We start from the raw sequence: 26,588 nt of genomic DNA on the forward strand, positions 1-26,588 counted from the left end.
CCTTGGGCCGTCAGTTAGCCTGCCGTGCCGCTACCCTGCGCATGGCGATCACCCGGCGGCGATAGATCTCCGTGCGCATCGCCGTCAAATGCAGGGCGAAGAACAGCACGGTGAAGCCGAGCGCCATAACCAGCAGCGGCCAGAGCAAGCTGGGATCGATGGTCGGCCCACCGAGCCGGAACACCGAAGCCGGCTGGTGCAGCGTGTTCCACCAGTCGACCGAGAATTTGATGATCGGGATGTTGATGAAGCCGACCAGCGTGATGATGGCGGCAGCCAAGGCGGCGCGGCTGGCATCATCCAGCGCACGCGTCAGCGCGATGATGCCGAGATACATCAGGAAGAGCACGAAGACGGAGGTCAGGCGCGCATCCCACACCCACCAGGTGCCCCACATCGGCTTGCCCCAGATGGAGCCGGTGACCAATGCAAGCGCGGTGAAAGTGGCGCCGATCGGGGCGGCCGATTTGAGCGCAACGTCCGCCAGCGGATGCCGCCAGACCAGGGTGCCGAGCGCGGCGACCGCCATCACCGTGTAGCACATCATGGCGAGCCAGGCGAAAGGCACGTGGATGTACATGATGCGTACCGTCATGCCCTGCTGGAAATCCTCAGGCGCGGCAAAGCTCATATAGAGGCCGACGGCGAGCAGGATCGCCGCAATCGACGCCAGCCAAGGCACCAGCCTGTCGGCCAGCCCGACAAAGCGTGTCGGGTTGGCGAGGTCGGTCCAGCCGGTGAGGCGTGAAGAGGTGTCGCTCATGCCGACCTAAATAGACCGCCGGCGGCTTTGGGGCAATCGAGCGGATGTCGCAGGGTGAGAAGCGGTCCGCGTAGCGGACGAAAAGCCAATTGCTTGGCTTTTCAAGCTTCGAACGCCCTGAGCCATGCGAAGGGCCGGGTGCCGGCCGATCCACCCCTGCCGGGTCCCCGCTGCTTCGCAGCGTCCCGGCGTTCGCCGGCCTTTCATCGTGCCACCGGCACGATGAATTCGCTTCGCGAACCGGCTGCTCACCCCACAGGGGGAGAAGGGAAAGCGTCGCGCTTACGCCGCTTCGATATTCACCGTGCGGCTGAGGCGGCGGACTTCCTCGTCGTTGAGCAGGCCGCCGGCGCGCAGCAGGCTGGCGAAACGGCCGTTGCGCAGCGACAGTTCGGCAAAGCCGCCCATCTCGATCACCTTGCCCTTGTCCATGAACACGACCAGATCGGCGTCGCGAACGGTGGTCAGGCGGTGGGCGATGATGAAGGTGGTGCGGTTGCGCCTCAATTCGTCGATGGCTTCCTTGACGCGGTCCTCGGTCTCGACGTCGAGCGCGCTGGTCGCTTCGTCGAGCACCAGGATCGGCGCGTCCTTGAGTACGGCGCGGGCAATGGCGATACGCTGACGCTCGCCGCCCGAAAGCTGGCCGCCCCGCTCGCCAACGACCGTGTCGTAGCCTTCGCTCTTGGCCAGGATGAAATCCTGGGCAGCGGCAGCGTCGGCTGCGGCATGGACTTCGTCATAGGTCGCCTCGGCGCGGCCAACGCGGATGTTGTCCTCGATCGAGCGGTTGAGCAGGCCGGCATCCTGGAAGACGGTGGCGATCGAGTGGCGCAGCGACTTGCGGGTCACGGTGCGGGTGTCGAGGCCGTCAATCAGGATACGGCCGTGGGACGGCGAGAAGACGCGCTGCAGAAGATTGATCAGCGTCGTCTTGCCGGCGCCGGTCGGGCCGACGATGGCAACGGTCTGGCCGGCCTGGACCTCGAACGACACGTCGTCGATTCCCTGCCCCGAATTGCCGAACTCGAAGCCGACATTCTCGAAGCGGACATGGCCGGTGACGTTGGTGAGATCGCGCAAGCCATCCGGCTCGGCAGCGTCGGCGGCCGAATCCTCGAGATGATAGAAGTCCTCGAGCTTGGCGCGGGCTTCCGAAATCTGGTTGGCAAAAGCCGACATCTGGTCGAGGCGAGCGATCAGCAGCGTGGCAAAGCCGGTGAAGGCAATGACGTCGCCGATCTTGAGCTGGCCATGGGTGACGAGATAGGCGCCGATCAGCAGCACGACCATCATCGAAATGGTCGACGACAGGCGGTGCAGCGCATTGGCCATCGCCCACCAGTCGAGCACAGGGTTCTGCGCATCGAGCAGGTTCTTGACGTAGCGGCGCAGCGTATCGGCTTCGTGGCCGAGACGGTTGTAGCTCTGCAGCACGGCGACGTTGCTGACCGAATCGGTCACATGCGCGAACACCTTGTGATAGTGGCGCTCGACGGCGGCCTGGCCTGCCTTGGTGCGCTTCATCACCAGGCGGCCGATGCCGACATAGAGAACGCCAAGGCCCATCAGCACCAGCGACATGCGCAGATCCATGCTGATCGCGGTCGGGATAAGCAGCGCCAGCGCAACGGCCGTCGACAGATGCTGGCGCATGAATTCAAGCCACAGGCTGAACAGGGTCTCGACAGCGCGCAGCAGCGTGTGCAGCGCGTTGGAGGTGCCGCGCTGATGGTGCCAGGCAAGCGGCATGGTGATCACGCGTTCGAACGACTGGCACAGCACTTCGCTGCGGCGCTTGTGGGCAAAACGGTCTGCGCCACGCGCCACCAGCACGAAGGCGACGATGTTGAAGGCGCCGAGGCCGGCCCAGAGGGCCAGCGTCGAAAACACCGAACCCTTATCGGAGATGGCGTCGATCACCCGGCCGAACATGATCGGCTCGAGGATGGCGATGATGGCGAGCGTGACATTCGCACCGCAGATCAACGCAACGCGTTTCCTGTCGGCTGCGAGATAACCCAGCGCTCTCCAGTAGATTTGCAGAAGTGACACTTCAGCTACTCCGCCCAAACATTCATTGTGCACTGCACCATTTCTTGACACGTACCGGTTAACGGGTCGCAAAACAATGCCCGTCTAGCTCTTCCGTTCCCATTCTGCGAACAAAAGATGACGACGTTGCGAAATCTGTCGTGATCACCTAACGGTTTGAGATAAAAGGTGAAATGTCAGTCTTGCGGCAAAATCATGGCATGTGCCCAAGGCTGCCACATTTTTAATCACCCACAGCCGACAGCGCCAATACATAAGAAGCAGGGCTGCTTTGCGCCATGCGCATGACCAAATAGAAACGCGCGCCCTGAAAGGCGCGCGCAAATTGGTTCAAGCCTTTGATTTTACGCGGGTATCTTGACGACCACCTCGGTCTTGTCACCGGCTTTCGGCTCAAAGCCGGAAGACTTTGTCTTGGTTCCATTGACTTCGAGCGAGATGGTCTTGGCCTTTTTGTCGCGGATGACGCGAACCCTGACCTCGGCCCCCAGCATCTTGAGCGTGGCGGAGTAACCGTCCCAGTGGCTGGGCAGTTTCGGCCGGAACGTGATCTGCTTGCCGCGCCGCTCGATGCCCAGAATGCCTTCAACAGCTGCGCGGTAAAGCCATCCGGCCGAGCCCGTGTACCAGGTCCAGCCGCCGCGACCGCCCTTGCCTTCACCTGAATAGATGTCGGCGGCGACGACGTAAGGCTCGACCCGGTAGTGCTCGGCCGACGCATCGTCGAGCGCATGGTTGACCGGGTTCAGCATCGAGAAGCAGCGATAGGCATCGTCGGTGCGGCCCATTTCGGCGAGCGCGATGACGAACCAGGTCGCCGCGTGGGTGTACTGGCCACCGTTCTCGCGCACACCCGGCGGGTAACTCTTGATGTATCCGGGGTCCTTTTCCGTGTTCTGGAAGGCCGGGGTGAAAAGCTTGACGATCTTGAGCTTGTCGTCGACGAGCAGGTTCGTCGCCTGCTGCATCGCCGTGGTCGAGCGCGCCGGGTCGCCCTCGCCGGAGAGCACGCTCCACGACTGGGCGATGGAGTCGATCTTGCACTCGTCCGAATTGTGCGAGCCGAGCGGCGTGCCGTCATCATAGCTGCCGCGCCGGTACCACTGGCCGTCCCAGGCGGTGCTTTCCAGCGCCCGCTTCAGCACGTCGGCGTGCTTCAGCCAGGCCTGCGCCCGCTTGGTGTCGCTTTGCCCCTTGGCGACAGCAGCAAAGTCGCCCAGCGTCTTCAGCAGGAACCAGCCGAGCCATACGCTCTCGCCCTTGCCGGCTTCGCCGACGCGGTTCATGCCGTCGTTCCAGTCGCCGCCGAGGATCAGCGGCAGCCCGGCCGGGCTGCTGCGCTTGACGGCGAGGTCAAGCGCCCGCGCGCAATGGTCGTAAAGCGAGGCGTGCGTCTTGGAGATTTCCGGCGTGAAGAAGGCGTCGTGCTGGCCTTCTTCGAGCACCTGCCCGTCGATGAAAGGCAGTTGCTCCTTGAGGATAGAGTTGTCGCCGGTGACCTCGATGTAGCGGTTCGTGGCGTGCGCCAGCCAAACCACGTCGTCCGATATCAAGGTACGGACGCCGGCGTCGGTGCGCGGCAGCCACCAATGCTGGACGTCGCCTTCAGGGAATTGCCGGCGCGCCGCGTTGAGGATCTGGTCGCGCGCCAGCTTCGGATCATGCGCCAGCAGGGCCAGCGTGTCCTGCAACTGGTCGCGGAAGCCGAAGGCGCCGCTGGCCTGATAGAAGGCCGAGCGGGCACGGATGCGGCATGCCAGGCTCTGATAGGGCAGCCAGTGGTTGACCATGGCGTCGAGTGCCTTGTCCGGCGTCTCGACCTGAATGGTGTCGAGGAAGCCGCGCCAGACGCGTTCATTGTCGGCCAGCCGCTGGTCGAAATCCTTGCCCGAATGGGTCTGCACCAGCGCGCTCGCCTCGGCGGGCGTGGCCGCGTCGCCGAGCAGCCAGACGAGCGTGACGTCGCCTCCGGCGGGGATGTCGATGTCGCTGGCGACAGCGGCGCATGGATCGTCGCCGGCTTCGACGCGGCCCGACAGGCCGGCGCCGCTGACGACGGCGTGCGGGAAGGCGCTGGTGCCTTGCCTGCCGATGAACTCGCCGCGATCGGCCGTCACCGAATGCACCGGACCGGTGGCGGCCAGGAAGGCGACCCGGTCCCCGAAATCGAGCCCGTAGGGGTTTTGCGCCAGAAGCGCGCCGGTTGCTGAGTCCCTCGACGGGATGATGGTCGCCGCCGTGCTCGAGCGATGGCTGCCGAGAACCCATTCGGCATAGGCATAGACGCGCAGCCGCGCCGGCGCCGAGCCCGAATTTTGGATGCGCAGCCGCGTGATCTTCACCGGATCGGTCGGATCGACCACATGCGTCAGATCCATCGACAGCGGACCGCGCTTCGACCGGAAGGTCGAAAAGCCCTGACCGTGCCATGTCTCGTAAGTCATCGAGGGGTCGCGGACCACGGCGGCGAGCGGCGAGAACGCCTTGCCGCTGGCGTGGTCGTAGATATAGACGCCCTCGCCTGGCCGGTTGGTGACCGGATCGTTGGACCATGGCGTCAGCTGGTAGTCGCGGCTGTTGCGGCTCCAGGTGAAGGCAGCCCCCTCGGCCGAAACATGGAAGCCGAACGAGGCATTGGAGACGACGTTGATCCAAGGCTGCGGCGTCGTGCGCCGGCCGGCAAGGCGGGTGACGTAGTGGCGGCCATCGCCTTCGAAACCGCCGAAGCCGTTCCATTGGTTGAGCCCGCTGCCGTCGGCACTGGTGTCAGACCCTGCATGGTATGCTGGCGCCATTGGCACTGGCAGAGCCGTTTCGCGAAGGGTCGCAGCACCCGCCGGCTGCAAGGCGTCGCGGGCCTGCAAGGCTGCCGCCTCAGCGCGCTCGATCTGGTCGAAGATGGTGCCATTGCGGGTGTGCAGCACGACGCGAGCGACGGCCAGCAGCGTCTTGTAGGTCGCCTCGTCCATCAGATCGCGGCGCACGGCGAAGATGTGCTGGCGCGGCCCGAGTTCCTTGCCGCGCAAGCGGCTGTTTTCGCACAAAGTCTCAACCGCGCGCTGCAGGTCCTGCACATAGGACGAGGCCTGCTCGTTGACGACGACGAAGTCGATCATCATGCCGCGGGCGCGCATATACTCCTGGAAGCGCAGCGCTTGGGCGACGATTTCGAGATCGGCGACGTCGCCGATCCTGACCAGGAAGATCGGGAAATCGCCCGAAATGCTGGTCGGCCACAGGCTGGACTGCTTGCCCAGCCCCGAGGCGATGGATTCGGCCGGCAGGCGCAGGAACGGATCGGGATAGATCAGATAGCGCGCCAGCTTCTGCACATTGGCGGCATCGGTCAGGCTGAGGCCGAGATGGCGGGTCTGCACCTGGCTGCGGGTCCAGGCGAGCATTGCCTGGCGGGCGAAGCTTTCGGGATGGTCGAGCCTGGCAATGGCTTCGTCCAGCTCGGTGCGGTTGGCGCCGACAGCGGTCCAGAAGGTCAGCGATATCTTCTTGTTGGCCGGCACCCGCACCTGGCGGCGCAGGGCCGCGACCGGGTCGAGCGTGAAGCCGTGATGGCCGCCAAGCTTGGCGCCGGGATCGAAGGCGGCGGCCTCGGCGATGGTGCGGCCACGGCCGATGAAAGCGCGGCGGTCGGTTTCGGCCTCGGCATCGCGCGCCGATCCCGACGGATCGGTGACGAAATGCACCATGGTGAGGTCTGGCTCGTTCTTGTCGCGCTTGCGCCTGGTGGCGAAGATGGCGCCGTTGTTGGCTGATATCTCGGTCTCGATGAACATTTTCGAGAAAGCCGGATGGGCGTTGTCCGAGGCCTCGTTGCCCAGCACCAGCTCGGCAAAGGAGGTCACCTCGATGTGCCGGTCAGTGGCGCCGTCATTGTAGAGCGTGACACGCCGTCCCTCGCCATTGCCTTCCGAGATGACGATGCACTCGACTTCGGAACGCAGCGAGCCCACCGTTTTGACGAAGCTCGCCTTGTCATCGGAAAACAGCGTCTGCACGCGCTCGCCGGTCGCCTGCCTCGGCTCCGCGGTGGCCGACCACCAGTCGCCGCTGCCGGCATCCCTAAGGAAGATATAGGACCCGAGCCGATCCTCGGTCGGGTCCGGCTGCCAGCGGGTGACGGCGAGTTCGCCCCAGCGGCTGTAGCCGGAGCCGGTCGCCGAGACCATGACGGAGTAGCGGCCGTTGGACATGACGCTGGTAGCGCGCAGCGCCTTCAGCGGATCGAGGATGATGCGCGAGTCCGGGCTTTCGACCTCGGTCTCGTCCTTCGAGCGCTCGTCGGCTTCGGTCCTGACGGTGGCGGTCGGGATGTCTCGCGGCGCCCTCTCCTGCAGCAGGAGTTCGGCAGACTCGATCACCGGATCGCTGTGGAAACGGTCGCGCAGCCGGCCTTCGAAGATGGCGTCGGCAACAGCGGCGATCGACATGCCGGAGTGGTGGGCCATATAGTTCAGCACCACTGCATGGTCGGTGCCTTCCGGCACGCGCTGCGGCGTGAAATCGACGGCGTCATAAAAGCCGTGCCGTCCCAGCGCGCCGATCGAACGCAGCCTGACCAGATTCTGCACGGATTCGCGCGGTGTGAACTGCGCGGCGAGGATCGTGGCGTAAGGTGCGATCACCGTGTTCTGGCCAAGGCCGCGCTTCAGGCCAAGGCCGGGCACACCGAAATTGGTGTACTGGTAAGTCAGTTCGCGGTCGCGGGCATTGTAGGCCGCTTCCGAAATACCCCACGGCACGTTCTTCGAGCGGGCATACTGGATCTGGCGCTTGATGATCAGCTTGCTGGTCTGGTTGAGGATCGAGCCCTGCGGCTCCTTCATCACCAGCGGCGGCATCAGATACTCGAACATCGAGCCCGACCAGGACATCAGCGCGCCCTGGAAGCCGATCTCGACGATGGGACGTCCGAGCCGGAACCAATGCTCGGTCGGCAGGTCGCCCTTGGCGATGGCAAACAGGCTGGTCAACCGTGCTTCGGAGGCGAGCAGATCGTAGCAGCTCTCGTCGAGCTGGTGTTCCTCGACCCGGTAGCCGATCGACAGCAGCTTGCGCTCCTGGCGCATCAGGAAGGAGAAATCCATTTCGAAGGCATAGCGGCGACAGCGCTCGCGCAGCGCCAGCAGCTTGGCGCGCAAGGCTTCGATAGCATTCTCGTCGCTGTGCGAGTCGTGCACATGCGCCTCGCAGGTCGCTTCCAGCCGCGCTGCCCAATCGGCAATGACGTCGCTGCGCTGCGATGCCGCTTCGGTGTGGATGGCGGTGGCGAGCTTGCGGATCTCGCCGGCAAGCACGGCCAGATTGATAGTGCGGATCGAGGCCATCTCCGGCTGCGCCTTGATGGTCATCACGGCCCGCCGCATGCCGTCGAGACGGTCGGCGAGCCGCTGGCGCAGCGGTCTCAACTGCCGGCGGTCGTCAGGCAATTCCTCGAGGCTCTCGTCAAGGATGGTCACCGTGTCGAGGACGCCTTCGAAATCGCCCTGCAGGTGGACGGACGGCGCTTCGGCCCATTCGGCGCAGGCCGCCGCGACCGCGACCAGATGTCCGGCGAGGTTGCCGCTGTCGACCGCCGAGATATAGAGCGGATAGAGCGGCTTCAGCGTCGTGGTGTCGTACCAGTTGAAGAGGTGGCCGCGGTTGCGCGGCATGCTCTCGATGGTCGTCATCGTCGCGTCGATGCGGGTGATGGCGTCGGAGAGCGCAATCCAGCCGAAATCGCGCGCCGAAACCACCGACAGGAGGTAGACGCCGATATTGGTCGGCGATGTCCGCGGCGCCACCACCGGCGCCGGGCTTTCCTGGAAATTGTCGGGCGGCAGATTGTGGTGTTCGGCCGTGACGAAGGTTTCGAAATAGTGCCAGGTACGCCGTGCCACGGTACGCAGCGCATGGATGTCGGCCTGCGATATGCGCAGGCGATCCTCGGTCTCGGCCGAACGGCTGATCCAGCAGGCGACGGCCGGCGAACCGATCCAGAACAGGGCGAAGAAGAAGGCGACGAAGGCGCCGGTGGAATCGGCCAACACAGGAATGGCAAGACCGACGACGCCGATGATCACGGCGCCATACATCATGCTGTAGTAGGAGCCGAGATCGTTGTCGCCGCCCTTGTGCGCCTGCGAGGCGGTGCGCCATTCCAAAAGGTTCTGGCGGCTGACGAACAGGCGGTAGAGCGTGCGCACGATGGCGTCGCCCATCATCCAGGCATTGTGCGCCATCAGCAGCACTTTCAGCGCCACCAGCGCCGTGCCAAAGACCGTGTCGCGCGCCAGAGCGGAGAAATGGCCGCGCGGCGTCTGGTCGCCGCTCTTGGGCAGGATGGCGTTGATCACATCGAAGGTCGGCGCCATGAACAGGCTGAGGATCAGCAGCGCCTGCCACTGAGCGGCCTGCGTGAAGGGCAGCAGCGTCCAGCCGGCGATCGCCGCCATCACCCAGAAGATCGGGGTCAGCGAACGGCGCAGATTGTCGACCATCTTCCAGCGCGACAGCGCCGGCACGCCGGAACGCGGGGAGAAGATGAAGCGCAGCAGCTGCCAGTCGCCGCGCGCCCAGCGATGGTGGCGGGAAGCGTCAACCGAATAGCGGGTCGGATAGTCCTCGACCAGTTCGACATCGGTGACGAGTGCGGCGCGCGCCAGCGCGCCTTCGAGCAGATCGTGGCTGAGGATGGTGTTTTCCTCGATGCGGCCCTTCAGCGCCGCCTCGAAGGCGTCGACGTGATAGAGGCCCTTGCCGGTGAAGGAACCGTCGCTGAACACGTCCTGGTAGAGATCCGACACGGCAAAGACATACGGATCAAGACCGCTGTTGGCCGAGAAGACGCGCTGGAAGAACGAGGCATCGTCGCCGCTGGTGAGCGAGGCCGTGATGCGCGGCTGCAGAATGGTGTAGCCGGCGGTGACGACACGCTTTGCCACATCGAAATGCGGACGGTTGAGCGGATGGGAGAGCTTGCCGACCAGCGACGATACCGCGTCACGCGTGGTGCGCGTGTCGGCGTCGAGCGTCATCACATAGACGACCTTTTCCGGCAGCGGCACTTCGAGCGGCAGGAAGGTGGTGTCGCTGTCGCCGCGCAGGAGAAGGTTCAGCTCGTGCAGCTTGCCGCGCTTGCGCTCCCAGCCCATCCACGCGCCCTGCGCCTGGTTGTAGAGCCGGCGGCGATGCAGGATGTAAAAACGCGGCGCGCCTTCCGAGGGGTAGCGCGCATTGAGCCTGGCGATCTCGTCCCGGGCGTATTGCAGGATTTCGATGTCGGCGGCATCGATCTCGGTCTTGGAATCCGGCCAGTCCGAGAGCAGCGCGAAATGGATCTCTTCGGCCGTATTGGCGAGATGATGGACCTCGATGTTACGGATGTTTTCCTCGACATCGTCGCGCGAACCGATCAGCGAGGGAACCACGACCAGCGTGCGTGAGGCGGCCGGGATGCCGTGCTTGTAATCATAGCCGACAAGCCGGGTTGGCTTCAGGAACAGCGAGACGACGGTGTTGAAGAAAGCGAGCGCGCCTTCGCTGGCCGGCACCGCAAACAGCGCCAGCATCAGCGTGATCGATGCCACAGACAGGCCGAGATGGGCCAGTGCGTTGCCGGAGAGAACGAGTAGCAGAACCGTCAACAGGAAGACCGGCACGACGATGCCGAGCCAGCCGGTGGCGGTGAAGGCGCGCTTGAAGGTCACATAGAAAGGCGGCCGGTAGCCGATCGCCTTTTCCAGCTCCGGCCGGCGCGGTCCGACCAGGAAGAAGCCGACATCGGTATGCATGGCCGGATCCGCTGCTGCATCCGGCACGCCGGAGGCATCGGTGACGCCCGGCACATGACCAGCCAGTTCGATCGCCTTTTCGGCGACGCGGAATTCGGAAAGGTCGGAGCGGCGCGCCAGTTGCTCGATCGAGGTGCGGTACTGGTCGCGCGAAAAGAAATCGAGCGCGGCGAAATCGGTGCGCTCGCGCAGCAGCGTGTCGATGCGGCTGACGCCTTCAAACCACACCGTCCAGTCGACGTCGTTGATGAGGCGCAGGCCACGGATGATGTTGCCGGTGGTGACATTGCCGCTGGACAGCGTGCGATGCTCGGAAATGATGATTTCCTCGGCGTCCGAGCCGGTCTTCTCGAGCTCGACCTCCAGCCATTCCAGCGCCCTGCCGGCATTCTGCGAACCGTCGCGCAGGCGGTAGAGGAGCTGGGTGGCAAAGGTCGTGTCCTGGGCATGCGCGCCGTAGCTCGACAGGATTTTCTGGCGGTCGGCATTGTCGTCGGTCGCCAGCACGCGATCGGCGACTTCGTTGGCGATATGACGCATCTGCCTGGTGCGGTCGACGCGCACGGCGATGCGGCGCAGGTTCTCGATCAAAACGAAGCGCAGCAGCGACGGCAGCGCCCAGAGTTCGCCGATCTTCAGCGGCTCGATCGACTGAAAACCCTCGACGATGGATTTGAACATGGTCGCCGAGACGGAACTGTCGGAATGGGCGACATAGCTCCAGGCCAAGGCCAGCGCGCGCGGCACGGCGGCGCCGTCGGACAGTTTCAGGGTCGGCAATTGCCGGTAGAAACGGCGCGGCAGGTCGCGCTTGACCTGAAAAATGGTCTCCTCGACCAGATAATTGTTGTCGAGCAGCCATTGCGCGGCGGGCGTAATGGTTTCGCCCCTGGCCTGGGCGGCATTGGTCGAGCGGTAGACTTCGAGGATTTTCTTGGCGCTGTCGCGGATGCGGGCCTGGAACTCGAATGGCGTCAGGCCGAACAGGTCCTTGACGTCCCCCTTGGCGAGGCTGTCGCCCAGCGCGCGCAGCCGCTCTTCGGGCAGGAAATTGGAGCGTATCGGCTCTTCGGTGATCACCGGGAAGCTGGCGCTGGTCTTTTCGATATGGGCAGGATTTGTCTGGATATTCATTGAAAATTCCGCATGGGGGACGCGATGCGGCGTCACCGCCACGGCAATGTCCCTAAAACCGATTCAAATGCAATTGGTTGCATAATTACACTGGCCGAAAGTTTTGCTTCGCACCACGCCAGGGGCGTTATCCCTTCGACATTTCAAGGAGGGGCTTTCGACAACTCAAGGACGAGCACCCCTGCCCTCCCGTCCGCCTTGGAACGACGGAAGGATTCAGGCTTTTTCGTGATCCAGGCAACAGCTTACGCCAGATTTCTCCGGCGTGCGATCATGTTTGGCAACAGGCGTTAATCGTTGTCGGTGGCGAGGCTAGGCCAGGCTGGCGATCCGGATCACGAACACGGTCGTCGGCCGCGCCGGTTCCAGGTGCAGTTCCGCGACGTCCGGGCTGATCAGGAGCGTGTCACGAGGTCCAAGGCTGGCAGTTGCCGGGCCGGTCACGCCGACCTCGCCGTCTAGCGGCAGGATGAGGGTCGTTCCGGTCGTTGGCCTGACATCAATCGGGGCCGAAACCAGCAGGCGCTCGACCGTGTGTGTGGCTCGCCCACGGCGGGTCATGACGTTGAGGTCGGTGATCGGGCCGGAAATCAGCGCGGCCGTGGTCGGCACATCGGCCGGGAAGGCAAGCGGGGCGGACGCCGCCGTCACTTCGGCCGGCGGCCGGCCGGCAATATCAAGCACGATGCCCTCGCCTTCCAGCACGGCCAGCGTGCGGTCGACGCCGGCAAAGCCGGAGAACGGGCCGCCGCCCTCGACGCGCGCCATCGAGACGCGCCAGTCGAAATCGTCGAGCCCGGCGCCTTCAGGTGAGACTGTGATTTCGGTCGTCGTGCCGCCGCCATTCTTCCACGGCATGCTGCGGTAGTCGGCGGCACGAAGGATGCGCATCGTTTCAGCCAATCAGCCGAGAATGCCGGGCAGATTGAGCTGGTGCTCCTTGGCGCAGGCAATCGCGATGTCGTAGCCGGCATCGGCGTGGCGCATGACGCCGGTCGCCGGATCGTTCCACAACACGCGCTCCAGGCGCCTTGCGGCGTCCGGCGTGCCGTCGGCAACGATGACCATGCCGGAATGCTGGGAAAAGCCAATGCCGACGCCGCCGCCATGGTGCAGCGACACCCAGGTGGCGCCCGACGCGGTGTTGAGCAGCGCATTGAGCAGCGGCCAATCGGAAACCGCATCGGAACCGTCCTTCATCGCTTCCGTCTCGCGGTTCGGCGAAGCGACCGAGCCGGAATCGAGGTGGTCGCGGCCGATGACGACGGGCGCCTTCAATTCGCCCTTGGCCACCATCTCGTTGAAGGCGAGGCCGAGCCTGTGGCGGTCGCCGAGACCGACCCAGCAGATGCGCGCCGGCAGGCCCTGGAACGCAATGCGTTCGCGCGCCATGTCCAGCCAGTTGTGCAGATGGGTGTTGCCTGGGGTCAGTTCGCGCACCTTGGCGTCGGTCTTGTAGATATCCTCGGGATCGCCCGAGAGCGCTGCCCAGCGGAACGGACCTATGCCGCGGCAGAACAGCGGGCGGATATAGGCCGGCACGAAGCCCGGGAACGCGAAGGCGTTCTCGAAACCCTCCTCCTTGGCGACCTGGCGGATGTTGTTGCCGTAATCGAGCGTCGGCACGCCGGCATTCCAGAAGTCCACCATCGCCTCGACATGCTCGCGCATCGACGCGCGGGCCGCCTTCTCGACCGCCTTGGGGTCGCTGACGCGCTTCTCGCGCCATTCGGCCATCGTCCAGCCCTTGGGCAGATAGCCGTTGATCGGGTCATGCGCCGAGGTCTGGTCGGTGACCATGTCGGGGCGAATGCCGCGCCTGAACATTTCCGGCACGATCTCGGCCGCATTGCCGAGCAGGCCGACCGATTTCGCCTCGCCGGCCTTGGTCCAGCGCTCGATCATTTCCATCGCTTCGTCGAGCGTCTCGGCCTTCTCGTCGACATAGCGGGTGCGCAGGCGAAAATCGATGGAGTCGGGGTTGCACTCGATGGCAAGGCAGCAGGCGCCGGCCATGACAGCCGCCAGAGGCTGGGCGCCGCCCATGCCACCGAGACCGCCGGTCAGGATCCATTTGCCCTTGAGATTGCCGTTGTAGTGCTGGCGGCCTGCCTCGACGAAGGTCTCGTAGGTACCCTGCACGATGCCTTGCGTGCCGATATAGATCCACGAGCCGGCCGTCATCTGGCCGTACATCATCAGGCCCTTCTTATCGAGCTCGTTGAATTTGTCCCAGGTCGCCCAGTGCGGCACGATGTTGGAGTTAGCGATCAGCACGCGCGGCGCATCGGCGTGCGTCCGGAAGACGCCGACCGGCTTGCCGGACTGCACCAGCAGCGTTTCGTCCTCGTTGAGGGACTTCAATGAGGCGACGATGCTGTCGAAATCGTTCCAGGTGCGCGCGGCCCGGCCGATGCCGCCATAGACGACGAGCTCGTTGGGGTTTTCGGCGACGTCCGGATCGAGGTTGTTCATCAGCATGCGCAGCGGCGCTTCGGTCGTCCAGTATTTGGCGTTGAGCTTGTCGCCGCGGGGCGCACGCACTTCGCGGATGTTGTGGCGAGGATTGTTCATCATTGTCCCTTTCGAGTAAGGCGGCGGCTCAGCGCCCGGCCCAGTCAATGGCGGATTGGAGGATTTTCGTCAGTGTGGCGCGCATCGGCGCGGCGAACGCGGCATCGTAAGGCACCGGCCAATTGTCCGGTTCACCCTTGCCTTCGGGCTCGCGCAGATAGCCGCGATCGGCAAGTTCCATCTGCAAGGCATGGTAGCCGCCTTGCGGGTTGCCGAAGTAGCGGGTGATCCAGCCACCCTTGAAACGGCCGTTGATGACATTGCTTTCACCGCTTTCGACCATGATCTGGCCGACCAGTGCCTGCAGCGTCGGGTCGCAAGTCTGGCCGTCATTGGTGCCGAGATTGAACACCGGCAGCGTGCCATAGAACAGGCGCGGCAACACCGAACGGATCGAGTGGCAATCGTAGATGACCACCTTTTCGTGCAGGCCGCGCAGCCTGATGGCCTGGGCCGCCAGCATTTCATGGTAGGGCACGAAATAGGATATGCGGCGCTGATCGATCTCCGACGGCATCGGTTCCGCGCCGGGCAAATAAAGCGGATCGCCGTCGAATGTTTCGGTCGGGCAAAGTGTGGTCGTCGTCTGCCCGGGATAGAGTGAAGCCCCCGAGGGATCGCGGTTGACGTCGATGACGGTGCGAGAGATCGACGTATGCACGACAGTCGCGCCAAGATCGGCGGCAAAATCATAGAGATTGTCGATCCACCAGTCGCAATCGCGGCGGCCGAGCCAGGGCGAAACCAGACGGCCGTCAATGCCAGCGAGATCGGTGCCGCAATGCGGGATCGACACCAAAAGCGGTGCGGTGCCTTCGGTTACTGTCAGCCAATCGGTCATCTCAGGCTCCCGAGATCGAAGGCAGTGTCACCGCGCCGGCAGCCTTGATGGTGGCGCCGCTGCGCACCATGGCGATGGCCTTTTCCATGTCGGGATGGAAATGCCGGTCGGTGTCGAGATGCGGCACCTCGGCCCGGACCAGCTTGCGCACAGCTTCAAGTGCAGCGCTCGATGCCAGCGGCGCATGGAAATCGCAGCCTTGCGCGGCAGCCAACAGTTCGATGCCGATGACGGCGGTGGCATTTTCCACCATGCCGATCAGCCGGCGGGCGCCGTGCGCGGCCATCGAGACATGGTCTTCCTGGTTGGCCGAGGTCGGGATGGAATCGACTGATGCCGGATAGGCCTTTTGCTTGTTTTCGGAAACGAGCGCTGCCGCCGTCACCTGCGGGATCATAAAGCCGGAGTTGAGGCCGGGCTTCGGCGTCAGGAAGGCCGGCATGCCTGAGAGCGCGGGATCGACCAGCATGGCGATGCGGCGTTCCGACAGCGAGCCGATCTCGCAGACGGCAAGCGCGATCATGTCGGCGGCGAAGGCCACCGGCTCGGCGTGGAAATTGCCGCCGGAGAGCGCGGTATCGTCCTCGGCGAAGATCAGCGGATTGTCGGTGACGCCATTGGCCTCGGTGCCGAGCGTGTCGGCGGCCTGGCGCAACACGCTGAGTGCGGCGCCCATCACCTGCGGCTGGCAGCGCAGGCAGTACGGGTCCTGCACGCGTTCGTCACCGACGCGGTGCGATTCACGGATGGCGCTGCCGGCCATCAGATTGCGCAAAGCTGCCGCCGTCTCAATCTGGCCGGGGTGCTTTCTCAGGAGATGAATGCGCGGATCGAACGGGGCATCCGAACCCTTGGCGGCATCGGTCGACAGCGCGCCGGCAACCAGTGCCGACTGATAAAGCACTTCGGCCTCGAACAGGGCGGCCAGCGCGTAGGCGGTGGAGAACTGCGTGCCGTTGAGCAGCGCAAGGCCTTCCTTGGCACCGAGCGTCACCGGCTCCAGGCCGTGCGAGACGAAGGCGACCTTGGCCGGGAAGCGGCCATGCGGGGTAAAGCATTCGCCGACGCCGATCATCACCGCCGTCATATGCGACAGCGGCGCGAGGTCACCGGAGGCGCCGACCGAGCCTTGCGCCGGCACGACGGGAATGACGTCATTGGCAAGCATGGCTTCCAGCAGTTCGATGGTTTGCGGCCGCACGCCGGAGGCGCCCTGCGCCAGGCTGGCAAGCTTGAGCGCCATCATCAGCCGCACCACCGCAACCGGCATCGGCTCGCCGACACCGGCGGCGTGCGACAAGACGATGTTGCGCTGGAGTGTCTCGAGGTCGGCCGCTGGGATGCGGACGCTGGCCAGCTTTCCGAAGCCGGTGTTGATGCCATAGACCGGCTCACCCTTGGCGACGATGCGGGCGACCGCCTCGGCGCTGGCCTTGATTTTTGGACGGCAGGCGGCGTCCAGCTTCGGCACCGCGCCACGGTAGATGGCGCGCCAGTCGGCCAGCGTTGCGTTGCCGGGCTTCAGGTTGAGTTCGGTCATTGTCCTCTCCAGATGCGGGCATGAAGCGGGTTGAAGCCCATGCGGTAGACGAGTTCGGCCGGGCGCTCGATGTCCCAGATCGCCAGGTCGGCGGATTTACCTGCTTCCAGCGTGCCGGTCTGGCCGAGCAGGCCGAGCGCGCGGGCGGCCTCACGGGTGGTGCCGGCCAGGCATTCCTCGACTGTCAGGCCGAACAGCGTCGCGGCCATGTTCATGGTCAAAAGCAGCGAGGTCAGCGGTGATGTCCCGGGATTGTTGTCGGTGGCGACCGCCATTTTCACGCCATGCTGGCGAAACAGGCCGATCGGCGGCTTCTTGGTTTCGCGGATGAAGTAATAGGCGCCAGGCAGGATCGTCGCCACGGTGCCGGCCTTGGCCATCGCCACGGCGCCGGCCTCGTCGGTGTATTCGAGATGGTCGGCCGACAGCGCGCCATAGCCGGCGGCAAGAGCTGCGCCATTCAGGTTGGACAGCTGGTCGGCATGGAGTTTGACAGGCAGGCCAAGTGCCTTGGCCTTATCGAAGACGCGGGCAATCTGGTCCGGCGAAAAGGCGATGCCTTCGCAAAAACCGTCGACAGCATCGGCAAGACCTTCGGCGGCGATGGCCGGCAGGATCGTGTTGGCGACCAGATCGACGAAAGCGTCCTTGTCGCCCTTGGCTTCCGGCGGCAGCGCATGCGCGCCGAGGAAGGTGGTGCGGACCGTCACCGGACGCTCTTTGTCCAGGCGGCGGGCTGCGCGCAGCGACTTGCCTTCGTTTTCGAGATCGAGCCCGTAGCCCGACTTTACTTCCACCGTGGTGACGCCCTCGGCCATCAGCGCATCGAGGCGCGGCAGCGTCTGCGCAACCAGTTCATCTTCGCTGGCGGCGCGCAAGGATTTGACGGAGGAAACGATGCCGCCGCCGGCGCGAGCGACTTCTTCATATGTGGCGCCGGCGAGCCGCATTTCGAATTCATTGGCGCGGTTGCCGGCATGGACGAGATGGGTGTGGCAGTCGATGAGGCCAGACGTGATCCAGCGGCCTTCGCAATTGGTGATCCCGCCGCCCTGAGCCAAGGCTGACGGCATGTCCGCTTCCGGCCCGGCATAGACGATGACGCCGTCGCGGGCGGCGATCGCGCCCTTCTCGACGATGCCCAGTCCGGCTTCGCTCTCGGCCATGGTGACTAGCCGCGCATTGCGCCAAAGGTGAAGGCCCCCTGCCCGGCTTTTGTTCTGTGCCGCCATCATCTTTTTCCGTTGATTGGATGGCGATTATGTATATACATATTAAAACGCACTGCAACTGCATTGTTCATGGAATGCGGAGAAAAACGTGACGGCGATCTTTGCGGAACAGGCGCTGCTGGCCGATGGCTGGCATGACAAGGTGCGGATCTCGCTGAGTGGCGGTCAGATCGCCACGGTAGAGCCGGGCTCTTCGCCACAGGCCGGCGACGAACGCCACGCCATTCTGCTGCCCGGCATGCCGAACCTGCACAGCCATGCCTTCCAGCGCGGCATGGCTGGCCTTGCCGAACTGCGCGGCCCCTCCGCCGACAGTTTCTGGAGCTGGCGCGAGGTGATGTACCGCTTCGCGCTGTCGATGACGCCGGACCAGGTCGAGGCGGTCGCCGCGCAACTTTATGTCGAAATGCTGGAGGCCGGTTTTTCGCGCGTCGGCGAGTTCCACTATCTCCATCACGACCGCGATGGAAAACCCTATGCCAACCTCGCCGAGATGGCCGAGCGCATTGCCGCCGCATCCGCCGAGACCGGCATCGGTCTGACGCTGCTGCCGGTGTTTTATGCGCATTCCTCCTTCGGCGGCGCTGCCCCCAATGAAGGCCAGCGGCGTTTCATCAACGATGTGAATCGCTTCCGACGCTTGCTTGAGAAAAGCCGCGAATCCGTTCGCGCTTTGAATCAGGCTGTCGTCGGCGTCGCCCCGCACAGCCTGCGCGCCGCGACGCCTGAGGAACTCACCGCCGTTGCCGCCATGGCGCCGGACGGGCCGATCCACATCCACGTCGCCGAGCAGGTGAAAGAGGTCGAGGATTGCCTGGCCTGGTCGGGCGCGCGGCCGGTGGAATGGCTGCTCGCCAATGCCGGGATCGACAAGCGCTGGTGCCTGATCCATGCCACCCACATGACCGAAGCCGAAACCATCGGCATCGCCAAGAGCGGCGCCATTGCAGGGCTGTGCCCGATCACCGAGGCCAATCTCGGCGACGGCACCTTTGCCGCGCCGCTGTTCATCGAGCATGGCGGCCGTTTTGGCGTCGGCTCCGATTCCAATGTGCTGATCGGCCTGCCGGACGAGCTCAGGCAGCTCGAATATTCGCAGCGCCTGGCGCACCGCGCCCGCAATGTGCTGGCGATAGCCGGCGGCTCCAACGGGCGCGCTCTGTTCGATGCGGCGCTCGACGGCGGTAGCGTGGCGCTGGGTGCCGGTCCGTCGCGGATCGCGGCAGGTGCTGCGGCCGATTTCGTCTCGCTCGATCAGAACCATCCCTCACTGACCGGCAAGAAGGGCGACGCCATTCTCGACGCCTGGATCTTTGCCAATGGCAGCCGGGTCGATTGCGTCTGGGTGCATGGCAAAAAGCAGGTCAGCGGCGGGCGGCATGCCAGGCGCGAGGCGATCGCCGAACGCTTTCGCCAGGTGATGACGGCGCTTTCGGCATGAGCATGACGGAGACAGGGGCGGTGGAAGGTGGCGGTTCGCTGCACCAGCGCATCCTGTCCGACATCAGCGAAAAGATCCTGTCCGGCGTCTGGGCGCCGGGCTTTCGCATCCCGTTCGAGCACGAGCTGACGGCCGAATACAATTGCTCGCGCATGACGGTGAACAAGGCGCTGTCGCAGCTGGCCAAGGCCGGGCTGATCGAGCGCCGCCGCCGTTCGGGAAGTTTCGTACGCCAGCCGCAATCGCAGGCGGCGGTGCTGGAAATTCACGACATCAGGATCGAGGTCGAGGCGCTTGGCCTGCCCTATCGCTACGAGCGCGTCGCGCGCCAGAAAAGGCGCAGCAGCGCCGAGGATCGTGGCTTGCTCGAACTGGACGCCGCCGGACAGGTGCTGGCGCTGGAATGCCGGCATTTCGCCGGCAAGCGGCCATTCGCGCATGAGCAGCGGCTGATCAATCTCGCCGCTGTCGGGGAAGCCGGCGAGGAAGAGTTTCTCGACATAGCGCCCGGCCCCTGGCTGATCGGCCGCGTGCCGTGGAGCGAGGCCGAGCACCGCATCCGCGCCGTGGCGGCGGACAAGCACATTGCCGAAGCGCTTGATATTGCCCCCGGTGCGCCATGCCTGGTGGTCGAGCGCCGCACCTGGAGCGCCGAACACCCGGTGACGCAAGTGCGCTTCACCTATGCCGCGGAGAGCCACACGCTGGTGGCGAGGTTCCGGCCTTCGCAGGGATAGCGCTTTTACCCTCCCCCTTGTGGGGAGGGTCGCTGCGAAGCAGCGGGGTGGGGGTCAGCGCCAAGCCCCCCACCCGGACCTTCGGTCCGACCTCCCCATAAGGGGGAGGTCGAAGGCCCCGCCTTAAATCGCAGCCGTAATAATGATCTCGACCACATATTCCGGCCCGGCAAGCTTGGCCTCACCCGTCGCGCGGGCGGGCGTGTTGCCTTGAGGGACCCACTTGTCCCATTCCTTGTTCATCTCGGCGAAGGTGCCCATGTCGGCCAGCCAGATGATCGCCTGCAGAATCTTGGTCTTGTCGGTGCCGGCCTTGGCCAGCAATTCGTCGATGGTGGCGAGGATCGACTTGGTCTGTTCGCCGACGCTGGCGCCGGGCGTCCCGACCTGTCCGGCGAGGTAGACGGTGTTGCCGTGGATGACGATCTGGCTCATGCGCGGGCCAACATCGATGCGACGAATGCTCATGGGATTGTTCCTTGGTTGGTCGGTGGCGCCTGTTTAGTGGCGCTGCCGGCTTCGGGCAAGGCCGGCTGACCGAAACCGCTTGAGCCAACACACGGCGAATTGAACCCGTGCGGCTTTATTTCGGTGGGCCAATCTGTTGACGTTTGTAATAGTATAACATATCAGATTGATCCCCTACCCCAGAAGCGCGGATCGGCGCGCCATCCCGCGCATCCACACCAAACCTTCGGATACGGACATGCTTCAAACCTCCGCAACCAAACGCCTGCCCGTCACGGTGCTCTCCGGCTTTCTTGGCGCCGGCAAGACCACGCTTTTGAACCACATATTGTCGAACCGCGAAGGCCGCCGCGTCGCCGTCATCGTCAACGACATGAGCGAGATCAACATCGATGCCGAACTGGTGCGCGAGGGTGCCGACCTGTCGCGTACCGATGAAAGCCTGGTGGAAATGTCGAATGGCTGCATCTGCTGCACGCTGCGCGACGATCTGTTGAAGGAGGTTCGTGCGCTGGCCGAACAGGGCCGCTTCGATTATCTGCTGATCGAATCCACCGGGATTTCCGAGCCCCTGCCCGTCGCCGCGACCTTCGATTTCCGTGACGAGCATGGCGCCAGCCTGTCCGACGTCGCCCGCCTCGACACGATGGTGACGGTGGTCGATGCGCTCAATCTGCTCAAGGATTATTCATCGTCCGATTTCCTGAAGCAGCGCGGCCAATCGCTTGGCGAGCAGGACAGCCGAGCGCTGGTTGACCTTCTGGTCGAGCAGATCGAATTCGCCGACATTGTGGTGCTAAACAAGGTCGGCGTCGCCAGTCCGCATCAGCTCGACATGGCGCGGCTGATCGTGCGGGCGCTCAATCCCGATGCCGAGATCGTCGAAGCCGATTTCGGCAAGGTGCCGCTCGACAAGGTGCTCGCCACCGGCCGCTTCGATTTCGACAAGGCGCAGCAGAATCCGCTCTGGTTCAAGGAGCTCAACGGTTTTCGCGACCATGTTCCGGAGACCGAGGAGTACGGCATCCGCTCCTTCGTCTACCGGGCGCGAAAACCGTTCGAGCCGGCAAAATTCCAGGCCTTCATCGATCGCGCCTGGCCGGGCGTGGTCCGCGCCAAAGGTTTCTTCTGGCTGGCGACACGGCCGCATCATGTCGGCGAAATGAGCCATGCCGGCGCCCTGGTCAGGACCGAAAAGCGCGGCCTGTGGTGGGCGGCCGTGCCGCAGGAGCGCTGGCCCGACAATGCCGAATGGCGCGAAAGCATGCGGCCCTATCTCGACCCGGTCTGGGGCGACCGGCGCCAGGAGATGGTGTTCATCGGCTGCGAACCGATGGATGAAGCGAAAATCCGCAGCGAATTGGACGATTGCCTGATCGAGACGGAAGATTTCCGGCCCGAACTATGGCGCGGATTGCCCGACCCGTTCCCGACCTGGACACAGGGCTGAGCTGGATCTTGCTCAGGGAATGGCTATTTGCGCAAAAGGATTTCCTTCTGAGCGGATTGCCGACCTCGTGCGAGAGTGGCAAGACTTTGCGCCAAATCAAATTGCGAGGACAAAAGCCATGGAATATCGCGAAATCAGCGACGACTACTCGGTCTCGGGCCAAATCCAGCCCGAAGATGCCGCCGCCATCAAGGCCGCCGGCTTCAAGAGCGTGATCTGCAACCGGCCGGATGACGAGCAGCCCGGCCAACCCTCGGCCGACAGCGTCAAGGCGGCGGTCGAAGCCGCCGGTCTGGCCTTCCGCTACATCCCGGTGATCAGCGGCCAGATCACGGCCGAAAATGTCGAGGACCAGGCGGAGGCGCTCGACGCGCTCGAAGGTCCGGTCTTCGCCTATTGCCGTTCCGGTGCGCGCTGCACCAATCTGTATGGGCTGATCCAGCAGTCGAAGGGGTGACCTGAGAAATCAGCGGCGTCTTATCAGTTCGCGCACGCCAAAGAAGATGGCAAAAACAGCCGCGGTCATGGCGATCTGAGCAAGTGGGACGCTGCTGACAATGAGCAAGGCAAAGCCCACAAGACCGATCGGAACGCCGATAATGCACCACCAGCGGGATTTCGGATCTGTGAATATGCCGCGTACGAAACCTCCAAATGGAGATGCTGGAAGTGGACGCAAGGGATTGATGTAAAAGGATGCTTGGAACATTGCGTCGAAGCCCTTGGGGTGGCGCGCGAAATAGATAAAACTACCTATCGTGTACAGCACCAATCCAACACCAAAGAGGACGATAGCGACGAGCTGAAAACTGACCATTTTCCCCACAGCCTGAACATTCCAAACGCGCATGGACGGTATCGAAGCTCCGATACCATCTCACACCTTAAATCGGCAGCGCACCCGTCTCCTTCAACGTCTCCAGCACGATCGCCGTCTTCACATGCTGCACGGATTCATGTGGCAGCAGCACGCCGTTGACGAACTCCGATAGTGATTTGAGATCGGGCGTCACCACTTTCAATATATAATCCATCTCGCCGGTCAGTGCGTGCGCCTCCTGCACTTCGGGCAGCCGTGCCAAAAGTTCGCCGAAGCGCCTAGCGTTGTCGCGGTTGTGCGTGGCCAATGTCACCGAGATGACATTGACCAGCGAGAAGCCGAGCTTGTCGCGGTCGAGCACAGCGCGATAGCCCTTGATGTAGCCGTCTTCCTCCAGCCGCTGGCGGCGGCGCGAGCATTGCGAGGCCGAGAGGTTTACGCGCTCCGAGAGGTCGTTGTTGGTAAGCCGCGCGTCGCCCTGCAAGAGAGCCATTATCTTGCGGTCGAATCGATCGATGCGCGTGCTATCCATGGATTTATCTCCAATCATGCATGAATTACGCACGACGTAATCATTTCAAGCGTTTGAATGCAAGCACCGTGCGGCCGCTTCGCGCTATCATCTGTCATCTCGTGGTCCGATGCGGCCACCATCCGTTTGGAGGAATGCCATGGGTCCCTTCCCGCACGACGCCCCGCCCGCCAAGATCAGCAAGGAAAACCCCGCCGGCACCGACGGTTTCGAGTTCGTCGAATTCGCGCATGCGGAGCCGCAGAAGCTCGCCGAACTGTTCACCCGCATGGGCTATGTCGCGGTGGCCAAGCACCGCACGAAGGACATCACCGTCTGGCGCCAGGGCGACATAAACTATGTCGTCAATGCCGAGCCGGGTTCGCATGCGATGAAGTTTGTCGACAAGCACGGCCCCTGCGCCGCCTCCATGGCCTGGCGTGTGGTCGATGCAAAGCATGCCTTCGATCATGCCGTGTCGAAAGGCGCCACGCCCTATGAAGGCGACGACAAGGCGCTCGATGTGCCGGCCATCGTCGGCATTGGCGGCTCGCTGCTCTATTTCATCGATGCCTATGGCAAGAAGGGCTCGGCCTATGATGCCGAGTTCGAGTGGCTGGGCGCGCGCGACCCGCGGCCGCAAGGCGTCGGCTTCTATTTCCTCGACCACCTCACCCACAATGTCTATCGCGGCCAGATGGACAAATGGTGGGATTTTTATCGCGAGCTGTTCGGCTTCAAGCAGATCCATTTCTTCGACATTGACGGCAAGATCACCGGCCTGGTCAGCCGGGCGATTACCTCGCCCTGCGGCAAGATCCGCATTCCGCTGAACGAGTCCAAGGACGAGACCAGTCAGATCGCCGAGTATCTGAAGAAGTACAATGGCGAAGGCATCCAGCACATTGCCGTCGGCACCGACGAGATCTATGCCGCCACCGACAAACTGGCCGACAATGGGCTGAAATTCATGCCCGGCCCGCCGGAGACCTATTACGACATGTCGTATGACCGCGTGAACGGCCATGACGAGCCGATCGAGCGGATGAAGAAGCATGGCATCCTGATCGACGGCGAAGGCGTGGTCGATGGCGGCATGACCAAGATCCTGCTGCAGATCTTCTCCAAGACCGTGATCGGCCCGATCTTCTTCGAATTCATCCAGAGGAAGGGCGACGAAGGTTTTGGCGAAGGCAATTTCCGCGCTTTGTTCGAATCGATCGAACAGGACCAGATCAAGCGCGGCGTGATCAAGGTGGACGGCAAGGCGGCGTAGGCCGAATTGCCGACGTCGAGTTGCCCCTCACCTGCCGGCCGGGCAATGAGGGGCGGCGCCAACATTGGGAATTGGCAGATCACAATCCCAGCCGCTCGACCTCTTCCTTCCTCACCTTCAAATCGTAATCGAGCAAAAACTCGTCCAGCTGCGGCGGTGCGACCGAGGTGCCGGACAACATGGCGTGCACCTGGCCGCGATGGTGGATGTCGTGCAGGAAGACGTGGGCGAGGATGTCGCCGATCTTTTCAGGGATCATGCCGTCCTCGCGGCGGTCGGTGATGACGCGACGGTCGAGATCGGCCTCCGACAGCTTTTCGCAAAAAGCGATCAGGCGCCGGTCCGCCGCGACCTGAGCAGCAAACAACGCCTGCGGGTCATCGAACGGCACGTAGTCGTCATGGGCGGCAGCACCGACGCCGCCCTCTTCCAGGAAATCAAGATAGAGGTAGTCGACCGCAAGGATGTGGTTGAGCGTCGCTTTGATCGACGGGAAGAAGCTGGTGCGTTCGGCTTCGAATTCGCCGGGCTTGAGCTGCAGCACGGCGCGGTAGAGCCGGTCGTTCGACCAGAGATTGTTGCCGGCCATGCGGCGCAGATGGTCGAGCAGGGTCATGAGTTCGGCAGGGTCACGAGTTCATTCGCCTGACCAGGCCAATGCCTGCCGCCATGACCGCGAAGCCGGCGACAACGATCAGCAAAAGCCGGTTCATGCGCCGCCGCAGCGCCTGCGTCTCCTCATCGCGCGCGACATTGATGTTCGTGATGGTGTGAAACATCATCGCCTTTCGCGGGTAGCCGCTGCGGTTGGTCAGATCGGGCGAGCGCGCCTCGATGCGGTAGCTCAGCCGGATCGCCTGGATGAACACCACCAGAATGCCAAGCGCCCAGACGCCGCACAGCAGATAGAACGCCTCGCCCGTCATTGCATGATCCCCTGTTATGCCTGGTATTTCTCGACCTTCTGCTCGATGGCGCCGAAGATCGAATGGCCGGTCTTGTCCTTCATTTCGATGCGCACCGTGTCGCCGAAGCGCAGGAACGGTGTTTTGGGTTCGCCTGATTCGATGGTCTCAATCATGCGCAGTTCGGCAATGCAGGAATAGCCTGCGCCGCCCGCCGACACTGGCTTGCCCGGCCCGCCAACCAGCTTGTTGGAGACGGTACCGGAACCGATGATGGTGCCGGCGATCAACGGCCTTGTTTTGGCGGCATGCGCGATCAGCGCCGGGAAATCGAAGGTCATGTCGACGCCGGCATTGGCGCGGCCGAACGGCTTGCCGTTGAGGTCTGCGAGCAGCGGCAGGCTGACCTTGCCGCCATCCCAGGCGTCGCCGAGTTCGTCCGGCGTCACCGCCACCGGCGAGAATGCCGAAGACGGCTTTGACTGGAAGAAGCCGAACCCCTTGGCAAGTTCGGGACCGGTCAGCGCGCGCAGCGTCACGTCATTGACCAGCATCACCAGCCGGATCGCGGCGCGCGCCGCCTCGATGCTGGCGCCCATCGGCACGTCGTCGACGATGACGGCGACCTCGGCCTCCATGTCGATGCCATAGGCTTCGTCGGCCATGCGGATCGGCTCACGCGGCGCGATGAAGGAATCCGAACCGCCCTGATAGATCAGCGGATCGGTCCAGAAACTTGCCGGCATATCGACCCCGCGCGCTTTTCGCACCAGCTCGACATGGTTCACATAGGCCGACCCGTCGGCCCATTGATAGGCCCGCGGCAGCGGCGAATGGGCGTCATGCTCGTGGAAGCGCGCCGACGGCACCGCGTTGTTCTCCAGCGATTCCGCGATCGTCGCCAGATGCGGCGAAACCCGCTGCCAGTCGTCGAGTGCCGCCTGCAGCGTTCGCGCCAGGAACGAGGCGTCGGTGAAGCGCGTCAGGTCGCGCGAGACGACGACGAGTTTTCCATCGCGCGTCCCGTCCTTCAATGTGGCAAGCTTCATGC

Annotated in this window: 19 protein-coding genes; 5 read left to right on the top strand and 14 right to left on the bottom strand. The window is 63.7% G+C overall.

Annotated features, from left to right (window positions below; genetic code table 11):
- Positions 1-10: 10 nt before the first annotated feature.
- The 8 genes from AC1DYJ_RS22605 to hutI all read right to left on the bottom strand — a co-directional run bounded on the left by AC1DYJ_RS22605 (position 11) and on the right by hutI (position 17,929).
- On the bottom strand, positions 11-763 hold the full coding sequence (locus AC1DYJ_RS22605) for a heme ABC transporter permease (RefSeq protein WP_477282498.1): 753 nt from the start codon (positions 761-763) through the stop codon (positions 11-13).
- Positions 764-1,045: 282 nt separating this feature from the next.
- Complete coding sequence (locus AC1DYJ_RS22610) at positions 1,046-2,818, bottom strand: glucan ABC transporter ATP-binding protein/ permease (RefSeq protein ID WP_477282496.1); 1,773 nt, start codon at positions 2,816-2,818, stop codon at positions 1,046-1,048.
- 344 nt (positions 2,819-3,162) lie between these two features.
- Positions 3,163-11,742: a glycoside hydrolase family 94 protein gene (locus AC1DYJ_RS22615; protein ID WP_477282494.1), complete on the bottom strand. Its 8,580-nt coding sequence runs from the start codon at positions 11,740-11,742 to the stop codon at positions 3,163-3,165.
- A 312-nt stretch (positions 11,743-12,054) separates the two neighbouring features.
- The gene (locus AC1DYJ_RS22620; protein WP_477282492.1) at positions 12,055-12,633 is read right to left on the bottom strand and encodes a HutD/Ves family protein; all 579 of its coding nucleotides are present in this window, start codon (positions 12,631-12,633) and stop codon (positions 12,055-12,057) included.
- A gap of 12 nt (positions 12,634-12,645) precedes the next feature.
- Positions 12,646-14,316 carry a urocanate hydratase gene (hutU, locus tag AC1DYJ_RS22625; RefSeq protein ID WP_477282651.1) on the bottom strand — a complete coding sequence of 557 codons (1,671 nt, stop codon included), beginning with the start codon at positions 14,314-14,316 and terminating at the stop codon, positions 12,646-12,648.
- A 28-nt stretch (positions 14,317-14,344) separates the two neighbouring features.
- A complete protein-coding gene (hutG, locus tag AC1DYJ_RS22630; RefSeq protein ID WP_477282490.1) occupies positions 14,345-15,157 on the bottom strand; it encodes an N-formylglutamate deformylase in 813 nt (270 codons plus the stop codon).
- Position 15,158: 1 nt separating this feature from the next.
- A complete protein-coding gene (gene hutH / locus AC1DYJ_RS22635) occupies positions 15,159-16,697 on the bottom strand; it encodes a histidine ammonia-lyase (RefSeq protein WP_477282488.1) in 1,539 nt (512 codons plus the stop codon).
- Entirely contained in the window at positions 16,694-17,929 is a 1,236-nt protein-coding gene (hutI, locus tag AC1DYJ_RS22640) for an imidazolonepropionase (protein ID WP_477282486.1), read from the bottom strand. The genes hutH and hutI overlap by 4 nt, the downstream gene beginning before the upstream one ends.
- Before the next feature lie 88 nt (positions 17,930-18,017).
- Between hutI and AC1DYJ_RS22645 the strand changes: the two genes are divergently transcribed.
- Together AC1DYJ_RS22645 and hutC are read left to right on the top strand one after the other, a co-directional pair.
- Complete coding sequence (locus AC1DYJ_RS22645) at positions 18,018-19,370, top strand: formimidoylglutamate deiminase (RefSeq protein WP_477282484.1); 1,353 nt, start codon at positions 18,018-18,020, stop codon at positions 19,368-19,370.
- Positions 19,367-20,107 (top strand): histidine utilization repressor, encoded by a 741-nt coding sequence (gene hutC / locus AC1DYJ_RS22650; RefSeq protein ID WP_477282482.1) that lies wholly within the window; start codon positions 19,367-19,369, stop codon positions 20,105-20,107. The genes AC1DYJ_RS22645 and hutC overlap by 4 nt, the downstream gene beginning before the upstream one ends.
- Positions 20,108-20,230: 123 nt before the next feature.
- Here hutC and AC1DYJ_RS22655 read toward each other — a convergent pair whose 3' ends face one another.
- Complete coding sequence (locus AC1DYJ_RS22655) at positions 20,231-20,575, bottom strand: RidA family protein (RefSeq protein ID WP_142869644.1); 345 nt, start codon at positions 20,573-20,575, stop codon at positions 20,231-20,233.
- Between the two features lie 238 nt (positions 20,576-20,813).
- Here AC1DYJ_RS22655 and zigA point away from each other — a divergent pair, with 238 nt between their 5' ends.
- Together zigA and AC1DYJ_RS22665 are read left to right on the top strand one after the other, a co-directional pair.
- Positions 20,814-22,025 carry a zinc metallochaperone GTPase ZigA gene (gene zigA, locus AC1DYJ_RS22660; RefSeq protein WP_477282480.1) on the top strand — a complete coding sequence of 404 codons (1,212 nt, stop codon included), beginning with the start codon at positions 20,814-20,816 and terminating at the stop codon, positions 22,023-22,025.
- A 118-nt stretch (positions 22,026-22,143) separates the two neighbouring features.
- The gene (locus AC1DYJ_RS22665; protein ID WP_477282478.1) at positions 22,144-22,482 is read left to right on the top strand and encodes a protein tyrosine phosphatase family protein; all 339 of its coding nucleotides are present in this window, start codon (positions 22,144-22,146) and stop codon (positions 22,480-22,482) included.
- Between the two features lie 9 nt (positions 22,483-22,491).
- Here AC1DYJ_RS22665 and AC1DYJ_RS22670 read toward each other — a convergent pair whose 3' ends face one another.
- Positions 22,492-22,875, bottom strand: coding sequence for a hypothetical protein (locus AC1DYJ_RS22670; protein ID WP_477282476.1), 384 nt, complete (start codon positions 22,873-22,875; stop codon positions 22,492-22,494).
- Between the two features lie 34 nt (positions 22,876-22,909).
- Positions 22,910-23,377, bottom strand: a complete 468-nt coding sequence (locus AC1DYJ_RS22675; RefSeq protein WP_477282475.1) for an Lrp/AsnC family transcriptional regulator — start codon at positions 23,375-23,377, stop codon at positions 22,910-22,912.
- A 139-nt stretch (positions 23,378-23,516) separates the two neighbouring features.
- Here AC1DYJ_RS22675 and hppD point away from each other — a divergent pair, with 139 nt between their 5' ends.
- A complete protein-coding gene (hppD, locus tag AC1DYJ_RS22680; protein ID WP_477282473.1) occupies positions 23,517-24,632 on the top strand; it encodes a 4-hydroxyphenylpyruvate dioxygenase in 1,116 nt (371 codons plus the stop codon).
- Positions 24,633-24,711: 79 nt separating this feature from the next.
- Here hppD and AC1DYJ_RS22685 read toward each other — a convergent pair whose 3' ends face one another.
- The 3 genes from AC1DYJ_RS22685 to AC1DYJ_RS22695 are packed head-to-tail and all read right to left on the bottom strand — an operon-like array spanning position 24,712 to position 26,586.
- Positions 24,712-25,248, bottom strand: coding sequence for a DinB family protein (locus AC1DYJ_RS22685; RefSeq protein ID WP_477282471.1), 537 nt, complete (start codon positions 25,246-25,248; stop codon positions 24,712-24,714).
- Between the two features lie 13 nt (positions 25,249-25,261).
- Positions 25,262-25,558: a hypothetical protein gene (locus AC1DYJ_RS22690; RefSeq protein WP_477282469.1), complete on the bottom strand. Its 297-nt coding sequence runs from the start codon at positions 25,556-25,558 to the stop codon at positions 25,262-25,264.
- A gap of 14 nt (positions 25,559-25,572) precedes the next feature.
- Positions 25,573-26,586, bottom strand: a complete 1,014-nt coding sequence (locus AC1DYJ_RS22695) for a fumarylacetoacetate hydrolase family protein (protein ID WP_477282467.1) — start codon at positions 26,584-26,586, stop codon at positions 25,573-25,575.
- Positions 26,587-26,588 lie beyond the last annotated feature (2 nt).

This window comes from Mesorhizobium sp. P2_B11 (genome assembly GCF_056404855.1).